Below are 15,813 nucleotides of genomic sequence, written 5' to 3'. Positions count from 1 at the left end.
ATGGTACTGCATGGGAGACCGTGTGGGAGAGTAGGACGCCGCCGGACACATATTGTAGAAAGGCCCCGCCGTTACCGGCGGGGCCTTTCTCATTTGTCGTGGTGGGCGGTCAGACGGGCCGGTGGGCGATCTGGATCAGGTTGCCGCAGGTGTCGTCCAGCACGGCCGTGACGACCGGGCCCATCTCGACGGGCTCCTGGGTGAAGCGGACTCCGAGACCGCGCAGCCGGTCGTACTCGGCCTTGACGTCGTCGACGTCGAACGAGGCGAACGGGATGCCGTCGGCGACGAGCGCTTCCTTGAACGGCTTCACCGCGGGGTGGCTGCTCGGTTCGAGAAGCAGATTGGTGCCGTCCGGGTCTTTCGGGGACACCACGGTCAGCCACCGGTCCTCGCCGAGGGGAACGTCGTGCTTCTTCTCGAACCCCAGTACGTCGGTGTAGAACCTGAGGGCCCTCTCCTGGTCGTCCACGAACACGCTCGTCAGTTTGATTCTCATCTCGGTTCCCTTTCGGCCTTCGTCGGTGCCGCCGTCACGGGCGCTCAGGGCCCGTGGCCCTGCGGAGCCACCGCTCGACGATGTACTGGAGCGGGCCGGTGTTGATGTAGTGGAACTTGTACCGGCCCTCGCGTCTGGTCTCGACCAGGCCGGCGGCCTCGAGGACGTCGAGATGCTGCGAGATCGCCTGCCGCGACGAGCCGAGCCCGTGCGTGGTCGTCAGGCGGCCGCAGATCTCGAAGAGAGTCTGGCCGTTCTGGCGGGTCAGCTCGTCGAGGATGGTGCGCCGGGTGGGGTCGGCCAACGCCTTGAACATGTCTCCCACTCACCCAACGTTAGGCAAGTGTGCGCTTGCCTGTCAAGATCGACCGTGCGGGGCTCCGCTACGAGGAGGTGCGTTGCCTTCTGGAACGGCTCGTGCCGGCGGCCGGACGGAGGGGTGCCGACCGGAGGAGCAGCGGTAGGGCGCTGGCGGCAAGGCAGATGAGGCCGGCCGCCAGAGTGGCCGCATGCAGGCCGCCCAGGGTGGCGTTGACCTTGTCCGTCGTGGGCGAGAGCGCGCCCGTGCGGGCAGTGGCGATGGCCGCCAGGCCGGCGGTGCCGATGCCCCCGAGGAACTGCGGCAGTTGCGACAGGCCGCCTGCGGCGCCCTGTTCGTCGTCCCGCAGACCGGACGTCATGGCGGTGATGAAGGAGACGACCGTCAGGACATGACCGAAGCCCATGGCGCCGGACGTGGTGAGCAGGAGAGGGAGTCCGCCCTCCACCGGAAGAAGGATCATCGCGCCTGTGCCGAGGCCCTGCACGGCGAGGCCGAGGCTCATGGCGCGTGCCCTGCCCAGCGCTGTGATCAGGCGGACGGCCAGCAGGCCCGCGACGAGGGCCGCGATGCCTTCCGCGAGGAAACCGGCGCCCGTGGCGAGAGCCGGGTAGCCGAGGACGTCCTGCATGTAGAGGCTGAGAAGGACCGTCGTACCGCCGCACATGCCGAGGGTGACGAAACCGACGAGGCCGCCCCACTTCACCGTCGGCCTGTTCAGCAGGTCCAGCGGGATCAGTGGGACCGGGTGCCGCCGCTCCACCAGGAGGAACGCGCTCAGGCAGAGCACGGCCAGCGAGAGGGACCCCAGCGTTGGCGCGCTCGCCCACCCTGCGTCCGCGCCCGTCGAGATGGCGTAGACCAGAGCGAACAGGCCGACGCTCGCCAGTACGGCACCGGGAACGTCCAGCCGGGCCGTGGCGCGGGTGCCGGTGTCTCGCGGCAGAGTGGTCGTGCTGAGCAGCACCAGGCCGCTGATGGCGGCCAGCAGCAGCATGGTCCAGCGCCAGTTCAGCCCGCTGGTGATGACGCCGCCGCCCAGGGTGCCGAGGACGAATCCCAGCGACAGCACCGCGCCGTTGACGCCCAGCGCCCGCGTCCGGCGAGGTCCTTCGGGGAAGGCCGCCGTCAGCAGCGCGACGGCCGTCGGAGTGATCATCGCGGCGGACGCGCCCTGGCCCGCGCGGGCGACGATCAGCGGTGCGGGCGCGCTCGCCAGTGCCGCCGCAAGGGAGAAGCCGCCGAACAGGACGACTCCGAGGGCGAACAGCCGGCGGCGCCCGACGATGTCGGAGACGCGGCCGAACAGGGGGAGCAGGCTCGCGGTCGGCAGCAGGCTCGCCGTCGCGACCCACTGCAGCGAACCGGTGGTCGCGAAGCCCAGATCGCGTCCTATCTCCGGCAGGGCCACGGTGACGACGGAGTAGTCCAGTCCCGTCATGAACGTGGCGCCGCACAGGGTGACCAGGGTCAGCCATTCGCGGCGGTCGAGTGCGCTGGAGCGCGCGAGCCGGATCGAATCGTTCGTCATGTTCGCCTTTCCTGATGTGTCGCGCCAGGGCGCATGACGGCGTCCCGGCACGGCCCACCCTGCGGCGAATCGCGAGCGCTACCCAGCCCCTCGCTGAGAGCACGCTTGCGGTGCCTACACCTGGCAGGTGCAGGCGAAAAAGGACGGAAGCGAGCATGCTGGACGGCATGGAGCAGCGATCCGAGCTCGGCGAGTTCCTGCGCAGCCGTCGCGCACGGCTCCGTCCCGAGGACGTCGGTCTGCCCGACTACGGCGGGCGGCGGCGCGTGCCCGGCCTGCGCCGCGAGGAGTTGGCGCAGCTCGCCGGCGTCAGCGCCGGGTACTACACGCGCCTGGAGCAGGGCCAGAGCCCCAACGCCTCGGAGGCCGTCCTCGACGCGATCGCCCGAGTGCTGAAGCTGGACGAGACGGAGCACGCCTACCTGCGGAGCCTCGCCCGTCAGAAGTCCGCACCGCGCAGGCGCCCGCGTCCGGAGCGGCTGCGCCCGGCCGTCCGGCTCATGGTCGGCGCGTTCGGCGACACCCCAGCTCTGATCATGGGCCGCCGCTACGACGTGCTCGCCTGGAACCGCGCCGCGCACGCGCTGCTCGCCGGGCACCTCCCCTTCGAGGCGCCCGACCAGCCCCATGCACGCCCGAACATCGCCCGCCTCGTCTTCCTGGATCCGCACACGCGCGAGCTGTACGCCGACTGGCGGACCAAGGCCCGGGACACGGTCGCGGACGTCCGGATGACCTCTGTCCGCCACCCCCACGACGCGGAGCTGACCGGCCTCATCGGCGAGCTCGCCGTGCACAGCCCCGAGTTCGCGTCACTGTGGGCGGCGCATCCGGTCCAGAACTGCGCCGTCCGGTACGTTCGCGAGTTCAGGCATCCGCTGGTGGGGGCGATGACGCTGAATAACGAGATCATGGAGCTGTCCAACGACGAGGGCCAGCGCATGGCGGTGTTCACCGCCGACCCGGGCACCCCTTCGGCCGCGGCCCTGAGCCTGCTCACGGGCATCGCCGACGAGATCGCCGACCCTCACCCCGGCGCGCTCGACTTCACTTCGGAGCGGTCACGCCCCGCGTAGCGGCCCCGGCCGCGGGGGCGCCGCCGGGGTGGCGGCTCGGCCGCCCCGCGGGCCGGATGCTCGCACACGGGGAACGCCTGGGCGGAACGGTCGAAGAGCGAGCCGCGTCCCATAGTCGGCCAAGGACAGATGAGGAGATCGCACATGCAGCACGCGTGAGACCAGCCCCCCGCCATCGTCCGTGTGGCGGGGGACTTCGACGTCTACACGGCCCCTGGTGTGCGAGAGGAACTGCTCGCCGCGATGAGGTGGCAGGGCGAGCAGGGCCCCCGCCACGTGATCGTCGACCTTGACGATGCCGACCACGTCGACGCGCCGGGTCTGGGCGTGCTGATGGGGGCTCACTACCGCCTGCTCGAACGAGGCGGGGGCGTTCTGCTCGTCTCCACTCACGAACGGCACCGCAGGCTTCACCGGCTGACCGGCATCGCGGAGCCGGTGCCGCCGGTCACCAAGGGCATTCCGCTCTACGACTCGGTGGAGCAGGCGCTCACCGCAGCCCAGCAGGACCGGCCGACCTGAGGGGACCGGTTCAGGCCAGCGCGTTGAAGACCGCCTCGGCGCGGTCGCGCTTGGCGTAGAGGTCCCACGCGGTGTCGGCGATGGTGTCGGGATCGAGGGTGGGGATGCTGAGGCCGTCCAGACCGTCCAGGCCGTCCTGCTGGGACGTCACCATCCGGTGGATGTCGCCGCGTTCGATCAGGCCGCCGATCGTCAGCGTCCCGGCGTAGATCCCTTTCTCGGTCAGGGCCGCGTTGAGCGTCAGGGCGTAGTTCCGCAGGGCCGCCGAGGAGAGCGCGAGACCGCCGAGCATGGGCATCGGGACGACCGCGCTGAGGCCGCCCGCGAACAGCAGCCCGCCGCCGCCGCGCTCCAGCATGCCGGGCAGGACGGCGCCGACCACGTCGATCGCGGGATACACCGAGCGCATCGCCTCCTGGGCGGCCGGCACGTCCGCCGAAGTGATGGGAACGGGCCGGGCGTTCAGATCCGACGCGCCGGGGCCGTAGTAGACGACGTCGACGTGGCCGATCCCGCGGAGCGCGGCGAGCAGCGCGTCGCGGTCGCGGACGTCCGCCGCGATGGCCGTGGCCTCGACGCCCTCGGCCTCCAGCGCCGCGATGTAGCCGGGGTGGCGCGCCCCGTTCCTGGACATGAGCACGATCTTGTGGCCTTCGCGTCCGAAGCGGTGGGCGACGGACATGCCGAGACCCGGTCCGGCCCCGATGACGACGGTCGTGGAGGACATGCGCAACTCCTGTAAGTTGAGGTTGGCCTCAATTTAGCATGAAACTTGAGGGTTTCCTCAACTTCGTAGGATGGAGGCATGGCCGGAAAGAGCAGGCCGCTTCGGGCGGACGCCGTGCGGAATCGGGACAAGCTGGTGGCCGCCGCCGCGGCCGTGTTCGGGGAACGCGGCCTGGACGCGCCGCTGGACGAGGTCGCGCGGAGGGCGGGCGTGAGCATCGGCACGCTCTACAACCACTTTCCCTCGCGTGAGAGCCTCTTCGACGCCATCTTCCCCGCCCGCCTGGCCGCGCTGGACGAGATCGTCGAGCGGTCCCTGGCCGATCCCGATCCCTGGAGCGGGTTCGTCGTCTACATCGAGGGGCTGTTCGCGCTGCAGGCCGAGGACCGGGGGCTCAACGACGCGCTCGCCCGGCGCTTCCCGCTCGCCCCCGAGTTGAACACCGCCTGCGATCGGGGATTCGGGCACCTGGTGACGATCATGGCCCGGGCCAAGGAGGCCGGCGCCCTGCGTCCCGACTTCGAGCCGCAGGACGTCGTGACGCTGATGTGGGCGATGTCGCAGGTGATCCGGGAGTCGGCGGACGTCGCGCCCGACGCCTGGCGGCGCTGCCTCGGGTTCTTCCTCGACGGGCTGCGCTCCGAGGCGGCGCGGCCGCTGCCCGTCCCGGCACTGACCCCCGAGCAGATCACCCGTTTCATGGCGTGATGCCGTGCGCTGGTGAGGCTCCCGCGCTCAGGCTTCCAGGTCGTTCAGGAGGGCTTGCAGCGCGTCCAGCTCGTCCTCGGTGAAGACGTGGATGCCGGAGCGGCGCAGGAGTGCGGTCGTCACGCCGGATCCGGGGACGGACGCGCCGGTGAAGGTGCCGTCGTAGACGCGGTGGCCGCCGCAGGACGGGCTGCCCTCCTTGAGCAGGGCGAGACGGGCGCCGGACCGCTGCGCGGCCTCCAGAGCGAGGCGGGCGCCGCGGAGGAACTCGCCGGTGACGTCGGCGCCGCCGCCGGTGACGACGCGGGCCGTGCCGTCGAGGACGTCGCCGCCGTCCCCGCCGACGATCTCGGCGGCGGGGCGGGGGACGGGCAGGCCGCCCGACACCTCGGGGCAGAACGGGACGAGGCGGCCCTCGGCGCGCCAGCGTTCGAAGGGGCCGCCGGACACCGGCTTGGCCGCGCCGTCGTAGCGGACGGGCCGCCCGGCAAGGCACGAGCTGACCAGGATGCGTTCCACGTCGCCCAGCCTATGCGGGGCACGACCCACAGCCCTCGCGGAAGTCGGAGCGGTGCGAGCGCCACGCCTTCGACCCGCGACACCCGAAGACGTCGCAGGTCGAAGGGGAAGCGGGTGGCGGTCCTACTGGCCGGCGCGGATGCGGTTGACGGCGATCTGGGCGACGCGGACGGCCGCGCCCGGGTTGAGGCGGACGCCGCGCCAGGCGAGGCGGCCGTGGGCGGGCGCGACGATGAGGGCCTGGTTCTTGGCGACACCGCGCATGATGTCGCGGGCGAGCTTCTCGGCCGTGTAGAGGCGCGGGGCCGCCTTGGCGATGTCGCCGGTGGCGTCGCCGCTCAGCGGGGTCTCGGGCAGGTCGGGGTTGACGTTGTGCAGCAGCGGGGTGTCCACGAAGCTCGGGCACACCACGCTGACCTTGACGCCGCGTCCGGCGGCCTCGGCGCGCAGGCCGAGGGAGAGGCCGACGACGGCGTGCTTGGTGGCGGTGTAGGGGATGCCGATCGGCATCGGGACGAGCCCGGCGAGCGAGGCGGTGTTGACGATGTGGCCGCGGCCCTGCTCCAGCATGATCGGGTAGGCGGCGTGGACGCCGTGCACGACGCCCTTCAGGTTGATGTCGATGGCGCGGTTCCAGTGGTCGAGGGTGAGCTCCTCGGCCAGCCCGCCGACCGCGATGCCCGCGTTGTTGAACACCAGGTCGAGACGCCCGTGGTCGGCCTTGACGCCCTTGTAGAGGTCGGTGACGGCGTCGGCGTCGGTGACGTCGAGCGCCGCGGAGGCGGCCTTGCCCCTGCCGAGGGTGTTCAGCTTGTCGGCGACCCGCGCGGCGCCCTCGGCGTTGATGTCGGTGACCACGACGGTGTCGCCGCGCGCCACCAGGGACGTGGCGATCGCACGGCCGATGCCGGACGCTCCTCCGGTCACGATCGCGATGCTCATTGCGCGCTCCGCTCGGTCGACAGCGGGTCCGGGCTCGGGGGTGGGGCGAGCCCGGACCGCACTGGCTAATTGGATCTTCTGTTCAATTGCGTGGATTGTAGGCGGCGGTGCGGGCCGCCGGTACTCACCGCGGCGACAAACTCGCCGCCGCCGACTCGTCCTCGCGCTCGCTCTGGAGGTGGCCGGGGCCGGGAGGCGGGTCAGGCGGCCCTGGCGGGCTCGACGGCGCGGCGCTGCTTGGGCTCGTCCCAGATGCCGAAGGCCTTCCAGACCTGCTTGTTCACCGGCGTGACGACGCCGAGCTCGGCCATCAGGTCGCGGATCTTGCCGACCGAGTTGGCGATCTCCGCCTGTGCCGCGTCGTTCTTGTAGGCGGCGCGGACGACGTCCTTCGGGATGCCGAAGTGCCGCACCATCGGCCCGGGCGGGGACAGCATGATCCGCGCCATCACGCCGAGGACGACGGGCGTCGCGATGCCGAGGATCCGGCGGCGGAACGGGTGCATGTTCGGGACCCGGTGCTTGAGGTAGTGCCGGGCGAACGAGATGTGCCGGGCCTCCTCCGCGATGTGGATCTTCATGATGGTCTCCTCCAGGGGGTGCTTGATGTGCCCGCCCTTGAGGGACTTGCGCTGGACGTAGTCGATGGGGTCCTCGCCGCCGAGCACGAAGACGAAGAACATCTCGGTGCTGACCAGCGGGATCCACGGGGCCGCCTGCGCGATGAGGTTGAGCGCGCGCGGCATGCCGCGGATCGGCATCTTCGTCCGGTTCACGAACTCCTGGAACATCATGCCGTGGTGACATTCCTCGGTCGTCTCGTGGTAGACGTACCGGAACTCGGGGCGGCCGTTCGGCAGCCGGTAGGCGTAGTTGAGCAGCCCGCGCTTCAGCAGGTTCTCGAACTGCAGCCCGATCTTCATCGCGGTGGCGACGCGCCAGAGGCCGATCTGCGACCGGACCTCCTGCGGCTGCGACTGGTACCACTCCGTCTCCCCGAGCCGGTCGAACGGCGGCAGCACCCAGCGCGGGTCGTTCTTGTCGACGAGGAACTCGGGGTCGTCCCAGGGGATGTCGGCGTAGGCCTCCCAGTGCTTCTCGACCGAGGCCTTGTTCAGCCGGTCGATGACGCCGAGGTACGACTTCTTGTCCTTGACCTGCTCGCGGACCTCGTCGGCGAGTTCGGTGGGGGCTTTCGGCATGGGGGACGCTCCCTCGGGGTGGTGCGGTCGGCCGGGGCCGATGTGTGACGGGTCGTGGCTAGGGGCCGGTGCGGGGCGGGGCCTCCGCCTGGCCCCGCTCGGGGACGATCAACTGCGCGACGTCCTTGACCTGGCGCAGCACCGCGGCCTGGTGGCCGTCGGCGTCGTCGTCCAGCGCGTTCTGGATGGACAGCCCGACGAACATGGCGAACAGGGTGCGCAGCGTCGTCGAGACGAAGTCGGGGGCAAGGGTGTTGTCGGGGAACAGCCGCTCGAAGGTCTCCGTGATGACCTGGAGGATCCGCTCGTTCAGGTCGCGGCACAGCGGCCGCAGCTCGTCGTCGGTGCGGGCCGCCACCGCCAGCTCCATGAGGGCCTTGGCCGGGCGGCCGCGGAACACCTCCCAGAGCAGGTCGAGCGCCCCCGACACGTTGCGGCGCTCCGCCGGCAGCACCGCGAAGGCCGTCTCGTAGGCCAGGCGCTGCGCCTCCAGCAGGTGCTCCAGCGCGGCCGCGACGAGGACCATCTTCGTCGGGTAGTGGTGCTGCTGCGCGCCGCGCGAGACGCCGGCGCGGCGCGCCACCTCCGTGGTGGACGTCCCGGCCCAGCCGAGGTCCACCAGGCACTCCGTGGTGGCCTCCAGGAGCCTGGCCTGCGTGCGCGACCGGCGCTCCTCCTGGGTGCGGCGCCCGGGGGAGGCGAGCCGGTGACGTCTGCGGCTGCTTACTGACACGCTCCGAAGGTACGAGCGCGACATACATGCAATCAAGCCTGCATGTATGTTGCCCGCATCACAATTGGACGCCGGGTCTTATTGATCTTCGCCGGCCGGCCGTACCGCGCCGGACGTACCCGCGGCGGGCGCGGGCCTCCCCGGGGAGCAGGCGCAGTGCATCTCCTGGCCCGACGACGGGCCCCGTGGCGTGAGGCCACGATCCCGGTCATGGGAAACGCAGCGGAAGCAAGGCGATCGATCGCCGAGGACGCCGGCGCGGGCGGCGCCCGCACGGTGGGCCTCGGCAAGGTCTACGGGTCCGGCGCCATGGCGGTGCGGGCGCTCGACGACGTCAGCGTGGAGTTCCCGGCCGGGCGGTTCACCGCGATCATGGGTCCGTCCGGGGCCGGGAAGTCCACGCTCATGCACTGCGTCGCGGGCCTGGAGGACGCGACGTCCGGCAGGGTCTACGTCGGCGGCCAAGAGCTCGGGGCGCTGTCGGACCGCCGCCTGACCCGGCTCAGGCGCGAGCGGATCGGGTTCGTGTTCCAAGCGTTCAACCTGCTCCCCACGCTGACGGCGCGCGACAACATTCTCCTGCCCCTGACCCTCGCGGGGGCGGGTCCGGAGCGGGAGTGGCTGGACACGGTCGTCCGCGTCCTGAAGCTGGGGGACCGGCTGTCGCACCGCCCGGCGGAGATGTCGGGCGGGCAGCAGCAGCGGGTGGCGCTCGCACGCGCCCTGGTCACGCGCCCGCAGATCGTGTTCGCGGACGAGCCGACCGGCAACCTCGACTCCCGCACCGGCGCCGAGGTGCTGGCGCTGCTGCGCGACGCCGTGGACCACCTGGGCCAGACCGTGGCGATGGTGACCCACGACCCGGTCGCCGCCGGGCACGCCGACGCGGTGGTGTTCCTCGCCGACGGCCGGGTCGTGGACGTCATGGACGCCCCCACGGCCGACCGCGTGCTCGACCGCATGCGAGGGCTGGGGGACCACCGATGACCGGGCTCGTCTTCAAGGAGCTGTGGGGACGCAAGCGCCGCCTGGCCGGCTCCCTGCTGGCGGTCTTCCTCGGCGTGACGTTCCTGACCGGGACGCTCGTCCTGGGCGACACCCTCGCGGCGAGCATCGACGGGTACGTCTCCAGCGCGTACGGCGACACGGACGTGGTCGTCAGGAACGCGACCAGGGTGAGCGACGCGCCGTGGGGCGCGCGGGGGCAGATCGACGCGTCCGTCCTGGACCGGGTGCGCAGGGTGCAGGGCGTCGCCAACGCCGAGCCGACCATCGAGGGGTCGGGGCAGCTCCTCGCCAAGGACGGCACGGTGATCCAGTCGCGCGGCCCCCGGACGGCGGGCAACTGGAAGACCGACCCGAAGCTCAACCCCTACCGGCTCGCCGAAGGGCGGGCGCCCCGCGCGCCGGACGAGGTCGTCATCGACAAGATGTTCGCCGACGAGGGCCGCCTGAAGGTGGGGGACCGGACGGCGGTCCTCACGCCGGAGAAGGTCCCGGTGACCGTCGTCGGCATCAGCATGTTCGGCGACGAGGAGGCCTTCGGTGAGACGTCGTTCACGGCCTTCTCCCTCGAAGGCGCCCGCACCCACGTCGCGAAGGGCGCCGACCGCATCAGCGGCGTCTCCGTCCGCGCGCAGGACGGCGTCGACCAGGCGGAACTGGCGTCCCGCGTGCGGGCGGCGCTGCCCGCCGGAGTCCAGGCCCTCACGAAGGAGGCGCAGGTCGAGGAGGGCATGAGCCTCGTCCAGAACGGCTTCCTGCGCGTGTTCCGGACGGTCCTGGCCGCCTTCGGCGGGGTGGCCCTGCTGGTCGCGGCGTTCAGCATCCACAACACGTTCGCGATCACGATGGCGCAGCGGACCCGCGAGTCGGCCCTGCTGCGCGCGCTCGGCGCCGGGCGCCGCCAGGTCGTCACCATCGTCGGCGTCGAGGCGCTGGTGATCGGCGCCGCCGCGACCCTCGCCGGGCTCGCCGGCGGGCTCGGGTTCGCCGCCCTGCTGCGGGAGCTGTTCGTCCGCTTCCGCATCGGGATCGCGCTGGAGGGCCTCACCGTCGCCGCCACCACGGTCATGATCGCGGTCCCGGTCGGCCTGCTGGTCACGCTGGCCGCCGCGCTCGGCCCGGCGCTGAAGGCGTCGCGGGTGCCGCCGCTGGCCGCGCTGCGCGAGGTCTCGGCCGAGGCGTCCCGGCCGTCGGAGACCCGCGTCATCGTCGGCGGCGTCTTCGCGGCGGTGGCCGTCGGGACCGTCGCGTTCGGCGCGGCCACCGGGCAGATGGCGATGGCGGCCGCGGGCGCGGTCGTGACCGTCGTGTCGATGGTCGTGCTCGGCCCCGTCGCCGCCGGCCCCGTCGCGGCGCTGCTCGGCGGGCCCGCGGCGCGGCTGCGCGGCGTGTCCGGCAAGCTCGCGCGCGACAACGCCACGCGCAGCCCGGCGCGCACGGCCGGCGCGGCGACCGCGCTGATGATCGGCGTCGGGGTCGTCACGCTGATGACGGTGTTCCTCGGATCGCTGCGCGCCTCCCTGGAGGACGGCGTGGCCGGGTCGTTCCACGGCCCGATCGTCGTGGACGCGGGCACCAACGAGACCGGCGGGTTCGCCACCTCGCTCGTGCGGGAGGCGGCGAAACTGCCCCAGGTGGGCGAGGTCGCCGGGATGGGGAAGGGCAGCATGCGGGTGAACGGCGCGCCGTCCACCGTCAGTGTCGCCGACCCGTCCAGCCTGCGCCGCGTCCTCGACCTGGACGTCACCCAAGGCGGCCTCGACGACGCCGGTACGTTCGCCGTCTCGAAGAAGGCCGCAGACGACAACGGCTGGCGCGTGGGTACCGCGGTCGGCGTGACGTTCGCGGACGGCGCCTCGCAGAAGCTCACCGTGGGCGCCGTCTACGGCAACACCGATCTGACCGGCGACTACCTCGTCCCGCGGACCGTATGGGACGCGCACACCAGGCAGCCGCTGGACACCAGGGCGTTCGTCGAGCTGAAGCCCGGCGCGTCGGTCGCGTCCGCCCAGCAGGCCCTCACCGCGCTGGCCAAGCCGTACGGGGCGCCCGAGGTGGAGTCGCGGGACGAGTTCGTGGCGGCGCAGACCGAGGAGATGGCCGGCTTCGTCAGCGTCGTCTACGGGATGCTGATCCTGGCCATCGTCGTGGCGCTGCTCGGCATCGCCAACACGCTGTCGCTGGCCGTCCACGAGCGGACCCGCGAACTCGGCCTGCTCCGTGCGGTCGGCGCGACGCGCCCGCAGATCCGGTCGATGGTGCGCTGGGAATCGGTCATCGTGGCGCTGTTCGGCACCGGCGGCGGGCTCGTCCTTGGCGTGTTCCTGGGCTGGGGCCTCGGCACCGCCCTCGGCAACCCGTTCGCGCCACCCCTCGCGCAGGTCGCGGTCATCGCCGTGGTCGGCGCGGTCGCCGGGGCGCTCGCCGCGATCCGTCCCGCGCGGCGCGCGGCGCGGCTGGCGATCCTGTCCGCCATCGCCGCCCCGTGACGTCGCCGCCCCGTGACGTCGCCGCCCCGTGACATCGCCGTACCGTGACGCACCCGTCCCCGTTCCCCCGGCGCCACGCCGGGGGAACGGGGCGTCCTCCCAGGTCGCGAGGCCGTCGCGGGGCGGGCCGCGTGTCGCGGGCGCGCCGTGGCTAAGGTAAGTCCATGCAGGTCAACCAGTCGGGCAAGCTGACCAATGTCTGTTACGACATCCGCGGGCCGGTCCTCAAGCGCGCCAAGCAGCTGGAGAACGAGGGAAGCAAGATCCTCAAGCTGCACATCGGCAACCCGGCCCCCTTCGGGTTCGAGGCCCCGCCCGAGCTCCTCCAGGACATGATCCGCAACCTGCCGGAGGCGCACGGCTACAGCGACTCCAAGGGCATCCTCCCCGCCCGCCGCGCCATCGTGCAGCGCTTCGAGGACAGCGGCGTCACCGGCGTCGACGTCGAGGACGTCTACCTCGGCAACGGCGTCTCCGAGCTCATCGTCATGACGCTGCAGGCGCTGCTCAACGACGGCGACGAGGTGCTCATCCCGACGCCCGACTACCCGCTGTGGACGGCGTCGGTGTCGCTGTGCGGGGGCACCCCCGTCCACTACCTGTGCGACGAGGACGACGGGTGGCAGCCGAGCCTGGACGACATCGAGTCCAAGATCGGCGACCGCACCCGCGCGCTGGTGATCATCAACCCGAACAACCCGACCGGCGCCGTCTACTCGCGCGAGGTGCTCGCGCGCATCGTCGAGGTCGCCCGCCGCCGCAACCTGATCATCTTCGCGGACGAGATCTACGACCGGATCCTCTACGACGACGCCGAGCACGTCCCGATCGCGTCCCTGGCCCCCGACCTGCTGTGCCTCACCTTCGGCGGCCTGTCGAAGAACTACCGCGTCGCCGGGTTCCGCTCGGGATGGGTGGTGCTGTCCGGGCCGAAGGAGCACGCCGAGTCCTACATCGAGGGCCTCGACATCCTCGCCAACATGCGGCTGTGCCCGAACGTCCCGGGGCAGCACGCCATCCAGGCCGCGCTCGGCGGCTACCAGAGCATCGACGACCTCGTCCTGCCGACCGGACGCCTCGGCGAGCAGCGCGACCGCGCCTGGAAACTCCTGAACGACCTGCCGGGCGTCAGCTGCGTCAAGCCCACGGGCGCCCTCTACGTCTTCCCGCGCCTGGACCCGGAGATGTACCCGATCGAGGACGACATGCGCTTCGCCCTCGACCTGCTGGAGCAGCAGAAGCTGCTCATCGTCCAGGGGACGGGCTTCAACTGGCCGTCCACCGACCACTTCCGCATCGTCACCCTCCAGTACGCCGACGACCTGGAGGACGCCGTCGGGCGCATCGGCGAGTTCCTCTCCGCCTACCGCGGCTAGGACGGCGTCGCGGCGGCGTCCAGCCGGCGGAGGGCGCCGCGGACGACGGCGGGATCCGTGGTCGCCCAGAACGGCGGCAGCGAGTTCTTGAGGAAGCCGCCGTAGCGGGCCGTGGCGAGCCGCGGGTCGAGGACGGCGACCACGCCGCGGTCGTCCATCGACCGCAGCAGCCGGCCCGCGCCCTGCGCGAGCAGCAGCGCCGCGTGCGTCGCCGCGACCGCCATGAACCCGTTGCCGCCGCGCGCCGCGACGGCCCGGGACCGCGCCGACGACACCGGGTCGTCCGGGCGCGGGAACGGGATGCGGTCCATGATGACGAGCTGCAGCGAGGGGCCGGGGACGTCCACGCCCTGCCAGAGCGACAGGGTGCCGAACAGGCAGGTGCGCTCGTCCTCGGCGAACTGCTTCACCAGCAGGGACGTGGAGTCGTCGCCCTGGCACAGCAGCGGGTGGGACAGGTGGTCCTTCAGCTCGTCGGCGGCCTGGCGCGCGGCGCGCATCGAGGAGAACAGGCCGAGCGTCCGCCCGCCCGCCGCCTCGATCAGCTCGGTGATCTCGGTCAGGTAGGCGTCGGCGAGGCCGTCCCGCCCCGGCTGCGGCAGATGCCGCGCGACGTAGAGGATGCCCGCCTTCGGATGGTCGAACGGCGAACCGACGTCGAGCCCCGACCAGACGACCTCGGTCTCCTCGCCCTTCTCCGTCGCGGTCCGCGCGAGGCCCTCGGCGGCGGTCTTGGCGTCCTTCGGGCCGCCCTCGTCCAGTGGCGGCAGCCCCCACTGGCGGGCGAGCGGCTCGAACGACCCGCCCAGCGTGAGCGTCGCCGACGTGAGGACCGCGGTGCGCTGCTCGAACAGCGTCGCGCGCAGCAGCCCGCCGACACCGATCGGCGCCACGTGCAGCGCCGGCGGCCGCTTCGGGCGCCCCTCCGGGACGAACGGCTTCTCCAGCCACACCACGTCGAAGCGCTGCGCCATCTCGGGCTGGAACGCCTCCAGGATCCGCACGGCCGTGTCGTGCAGCTCCTCGAGCGAGGACCGCGCCGCCTTCCGCGCGGCCATGTCGCCGGGGTCGGCGTCCTTCTTCTCGGGCCCGAGCGCCGTGACGCAGGCGTGCGCGGCGTCCCGGACGGACGCCAGCGTGTTGCCCAGGCCGCCGGGCAGGACGTCCATCCGGCCCGCGGGCATCTCCTCCAGCAGGAGGCCGAGCCCTTCGGCGGCCTCCTTGAGCCGGTCGGCGAGGTGCTCCTCGGTCAGCCGCCCGCACCGCCGCGCGGCCGTCTCCACACCGGCCGCGCTCAGATCCCCGGTCGCGACCGAGGTGACCCGGTCGACCAGCTCATGGGCCTCGTCGACGATCACCACGTCGTGCTCGGGCAGGACCTGGAACTCCTCCAGGGCGTCGATGGCCAGCAGCGCGTGGTTGGTGACGACGATGTGCGCCTCGCCGGCCTCCGCCCGCGCCAGCTCGGCGAAGCACTCGCTGCCCTGCGGGCACCGCTGCGCGCCCAGGCACTCCTTCGCCGTCACGGCGACCTGCCGCCACGCCTGCTCGCCCACCCCCGGCACCAGCTCGTCGCGGTCGCCGGTCTTGGTCTCCTCGGCCCACTCGTTCAGCCGCTTGACCTGCCGTCCGAGCGTGGACAGCTGCTGCGGGTCGAACAGGCTCGGCCCGCCGTCCTCCTCCTCCGGCACGCCCGTCTGCACCCGGTGCAGGCACAGGTAGTTGCGGCGCCCCTTGAGGATCGCGAACTTCAGCTCCGTCCCGAGCAGCGGGCCGAGGGCCTCCGCGAGCCGCGGCAGGTCGCGGTCGACGAGCTGGCGCTGCAACGCGATCGTCGCCGTGGACACCACCACGGTCGTCTTCTCCTTGACGGCGTGGCGGATCGCGGGGACCAGGTAGGCGAGCGACTTGCCCGTCCCCGTACCGGCCTGCGCGGCGACGTGCTCCCCGGAGTCGATGGCCTTCTCGACCGCCCGCGCCATCGCCACCTGCCCGGGGCGCTCGGCGCCCCCGACGGACGCGACGGCCGCGGCGAGCAGGGTCGCCATGTCGGGAATCTGGGTCTCGCTGCCGGTCAGCAGATCAGGGGCGGGCACGTCGCCCAACGCTACCGCCCGCGGCCGACACCCGCGTCCCGTCCCGCACGACCGCGCCCCGAATCACCC

At 72.2% G+C, this 15,813-nt stretch carries 15 protein-coding genes; 6 read left to right on the top strand and 9 right to left on the bottom strand.

The annotated features are described in order from the left end of the window. Positions 1-109: 109 nt before the first annotated feature. From AB0C87_RS35580 to AB0C87_RS35570, 3 genes are read right to left on the bottom strand one after another with little or no spacing between them, the layout of a single operon-like run. Complete coding sequence (locus tag AB0C87_RS35580) at positions 110-499, bottom strand: VOC family protein (RefSeq protein WP_345183211.1); 390 nt, start codon at positions 497-499, stop codon at positions 110-112. A gap of 34 nt (positions 500-533) precedes the next feature. Continuing rightward, positions 534-824, bottom strand: a complete 291-nt coding sequence (locus tag AB0C87_RS35575) for a metalloregulator ArsR/SmtB family transcription factor (protein ID WP_345183209.1) — start codon at positions 822-824, stop codon at positions 534-536. 58 nt (positions 825-882) lie between these two features. Then, positions 883-2,349 (bottom strand): MFS transporter, encoded by a 1,467-nt coding sequence (locus AB0C87_RS35570; RefSeq protein WP_360581408.1) that lies wholly within the window; start codon positions 2,347-2,349, stop codon positions 883-885. A gap of 167 nt (positions 2,350-2,516) precedes the next feature. Here AB0C87_RS35570 and AB0C87_RS35565 point away from each other — a divergent pair, with 167 nt between their 5' ends. Together AB0C87_RS35565 and AB0C87_RS35560 are read left to right on the top strand one after the other, a co-directional pair. Continuing rightward, on the top strand, positions 2,517-3,425 hold the full coding sequence (locus AB0C87_RS35565; protein WP_360581407.1) for a helix-turn-helix transcriptional regulator: 909 nt from the start codon (positions 2,517-2,519) through the stop codon (positions 3,423-3,425). Positions 3,426-3,608: 183 nt separating this feature from the next. Continuing rightward, entirely contained in the window at positions 3,609-3,947 is a 339-nt protein-coding gene (locus AB0C87_RS35560) for an STAS domain-containing protein (RefSeq protein ID WP_345183203.1), read from the top strand. A 10-nt stretch (positions 3,948-3,957) separates the two neighbouring features. Here AB0C87_RS35560 and AB0C87_RS35555 read toward each other — a convergent pair whose 3' ends face one another. Next, the gene (locus tag AB0C87_RS35555) at positions 3,958-4,674 is read right to left on the bottom strand and encodes an SDR family NAD(P)-dependent oxidoreductase (RefSeq protein ID WP_345183201.1); all 717 of its coding nucleotides are present in this window, start codon (positions 4,672-4,674) and stop codon (positions 3,958-3,960) included. 78 nt (positions 4,675-4,752) lie between these two features. On the opposite strand from AB0C87_RS35555, the gene AB0C87_RS35550 reads away from it, so the two are divergent. Next, on the top strand, positions 4,753-5,382 hold the full coding sequence (locus AB0C87_RS35550; RefSeq protein ID WP_345183199.1) for a helix-turn-helix domain-containing protein: 630 nt from the start codon (positions 4,753-4,755) through the stop codon (positions 5,380-5,382). 27 nt (positions 5,383-5,409) lie between these two features. Here the strand turns inward: AB0C87_RS35550 and AB0C87_RS35545 are convergent, their stop codons facing one another. The 4 genes from AB0C87_RS35545 to AB0C87_RS35530 all read right to left on the bottom strand — a co-directional run bounded on the left by AB0C87_RS35545 (position 5,410) and on the right by AB0C87_RS35530 (position 8,778). Further along, a complete protein-coding gene (locus AB0C87_RS35545; RefSeq protein WP_360581406.1) occupies positions 5,410-5,901 on the bottom strand; it encodes a DUF523 domain-containing protein in 492 nt (163 codons plus the stop codon). A 123-nt stretch (positions 5,902-6,024) separates the two neighbouring features. Beyond that, complete coding sequence (locus tag AB0C87_RS35540) at positions 6,025-6,843, bottom strand: SDR family oxidoreductase (RefSeq protein WP_345183189.1); 819 nt, start codon at positions 6,841-6,843, stop codon at positions 6,025-6,027. A 200-nt stretch (positions 6,844-7,043) separates the two neighbouring features. After that, positions 7,044-8,045 carry a diiron oxygenase gene (locus AB0C87_RS35535; RefSeq protein WP_353832682.1) on the bottom strand — a complete coding sequence of 334 codons (1,002 nt, stop codon included), beginning with the start codon at positions 8,043-8,045 and terminating at the stop codon, positions 7,044-7,046. A gap of 58 nt (positions 8,046-8,103) precedes the next feature. After that, positions 8,104-8,778 carry a TetR/AcrR family transcriptional regulator gene (locus AB0C87_RS35530; RefSeq protein WP_345183185.1) on the bottom strand — a complete coding sequence of 225 codons (675 nt, stop codon included), beginning with the start codon at positions 8,776-8,778 and terminating at the stop codon, positions 8,104-8,106. 210 nt (positions 8,779-8,988) lie between these two features. Between AB0C87_RS35530 and AB0C87_RS35525 the strand changes: the two genes are divergently transcribed. From AB0C87_RS35525 to AB0C87_RS35515, 3 genes are all read left to right on the top strand, one after another. Beyond that, positions 8,989-9,765: an ABC transporter ATP-binding protein gene (locus AB0C87_RS35525; protein WP_345183183.1), complete on the top strand. Its 777-nt coding sequence runs from the start codon at positions 8,989-8,991 to the stop codon at positions 9,763-9,765. Continuing rightward, positions 9,762-12,272 carry an FtsX-like permease family protein gene (locus AB0C87_RS35520; protein WP_360581405.1) on the top strand — a complete coding sequence of 837 codons (2,511 nt, stop codon included), beginning with the start codon at positions 9,762-9,764 and terminating at the stop codon, positions 12,270-12,272. Before AB0C87_RS35525 ends, AB0C87_RS35520 begins: the two co-directional genes overlap by 4 nt. 164 nt (positions 12,273-12,436) lie before the next feature. Next, on the top strand, positions 12,437-13,648 hold the full coding sequence (locus tag AB0C87_RS35515) for a pyridoxal phosphate-dependent aminotransferase (protein WP_345183179.1): 1,212 nt from the start codon (positions 12,437-12,439) through the stop codon (positions 13,646-13,648). On the opposite strand, the gene AB0C87_RS35510 is transcribed toward AB0C87_RS35515, so the two are convergent. Then, the gene (locus tag AB0C87_RS35510; RefSeq protein WP_353832703.1) at positions 13,645-15,696 is read right to left on the bottom strand and encodes a helicase C-terminal domain-containing protein; all 2,052 of its coding nucleotides are present in this window, start codon (positions 15,694-15,696) and stop codon (positions 13,645-13,647) included. The genes AB0C87_RS35515 and AB0C87_RS35510 overlap by 4 nt on opposite strands. Positions 15,697-15,813: the final 117 nt, after the last annotated feature.

Source organism: Actinomadura sp. NPDC048021 (genome assembly GCF_040653135.1).
Lineage (GTDB): Bacteria > Actinomycetota > Actinomycetes > Streptosporangiales > Streptosporangiaceae > Spirillospora > Spirillospora verrucosospora.
Note: the sequence above shows the minus strand (reverse complement) of the source record. Positions and strands in the feature narration are given on the sequence as shown.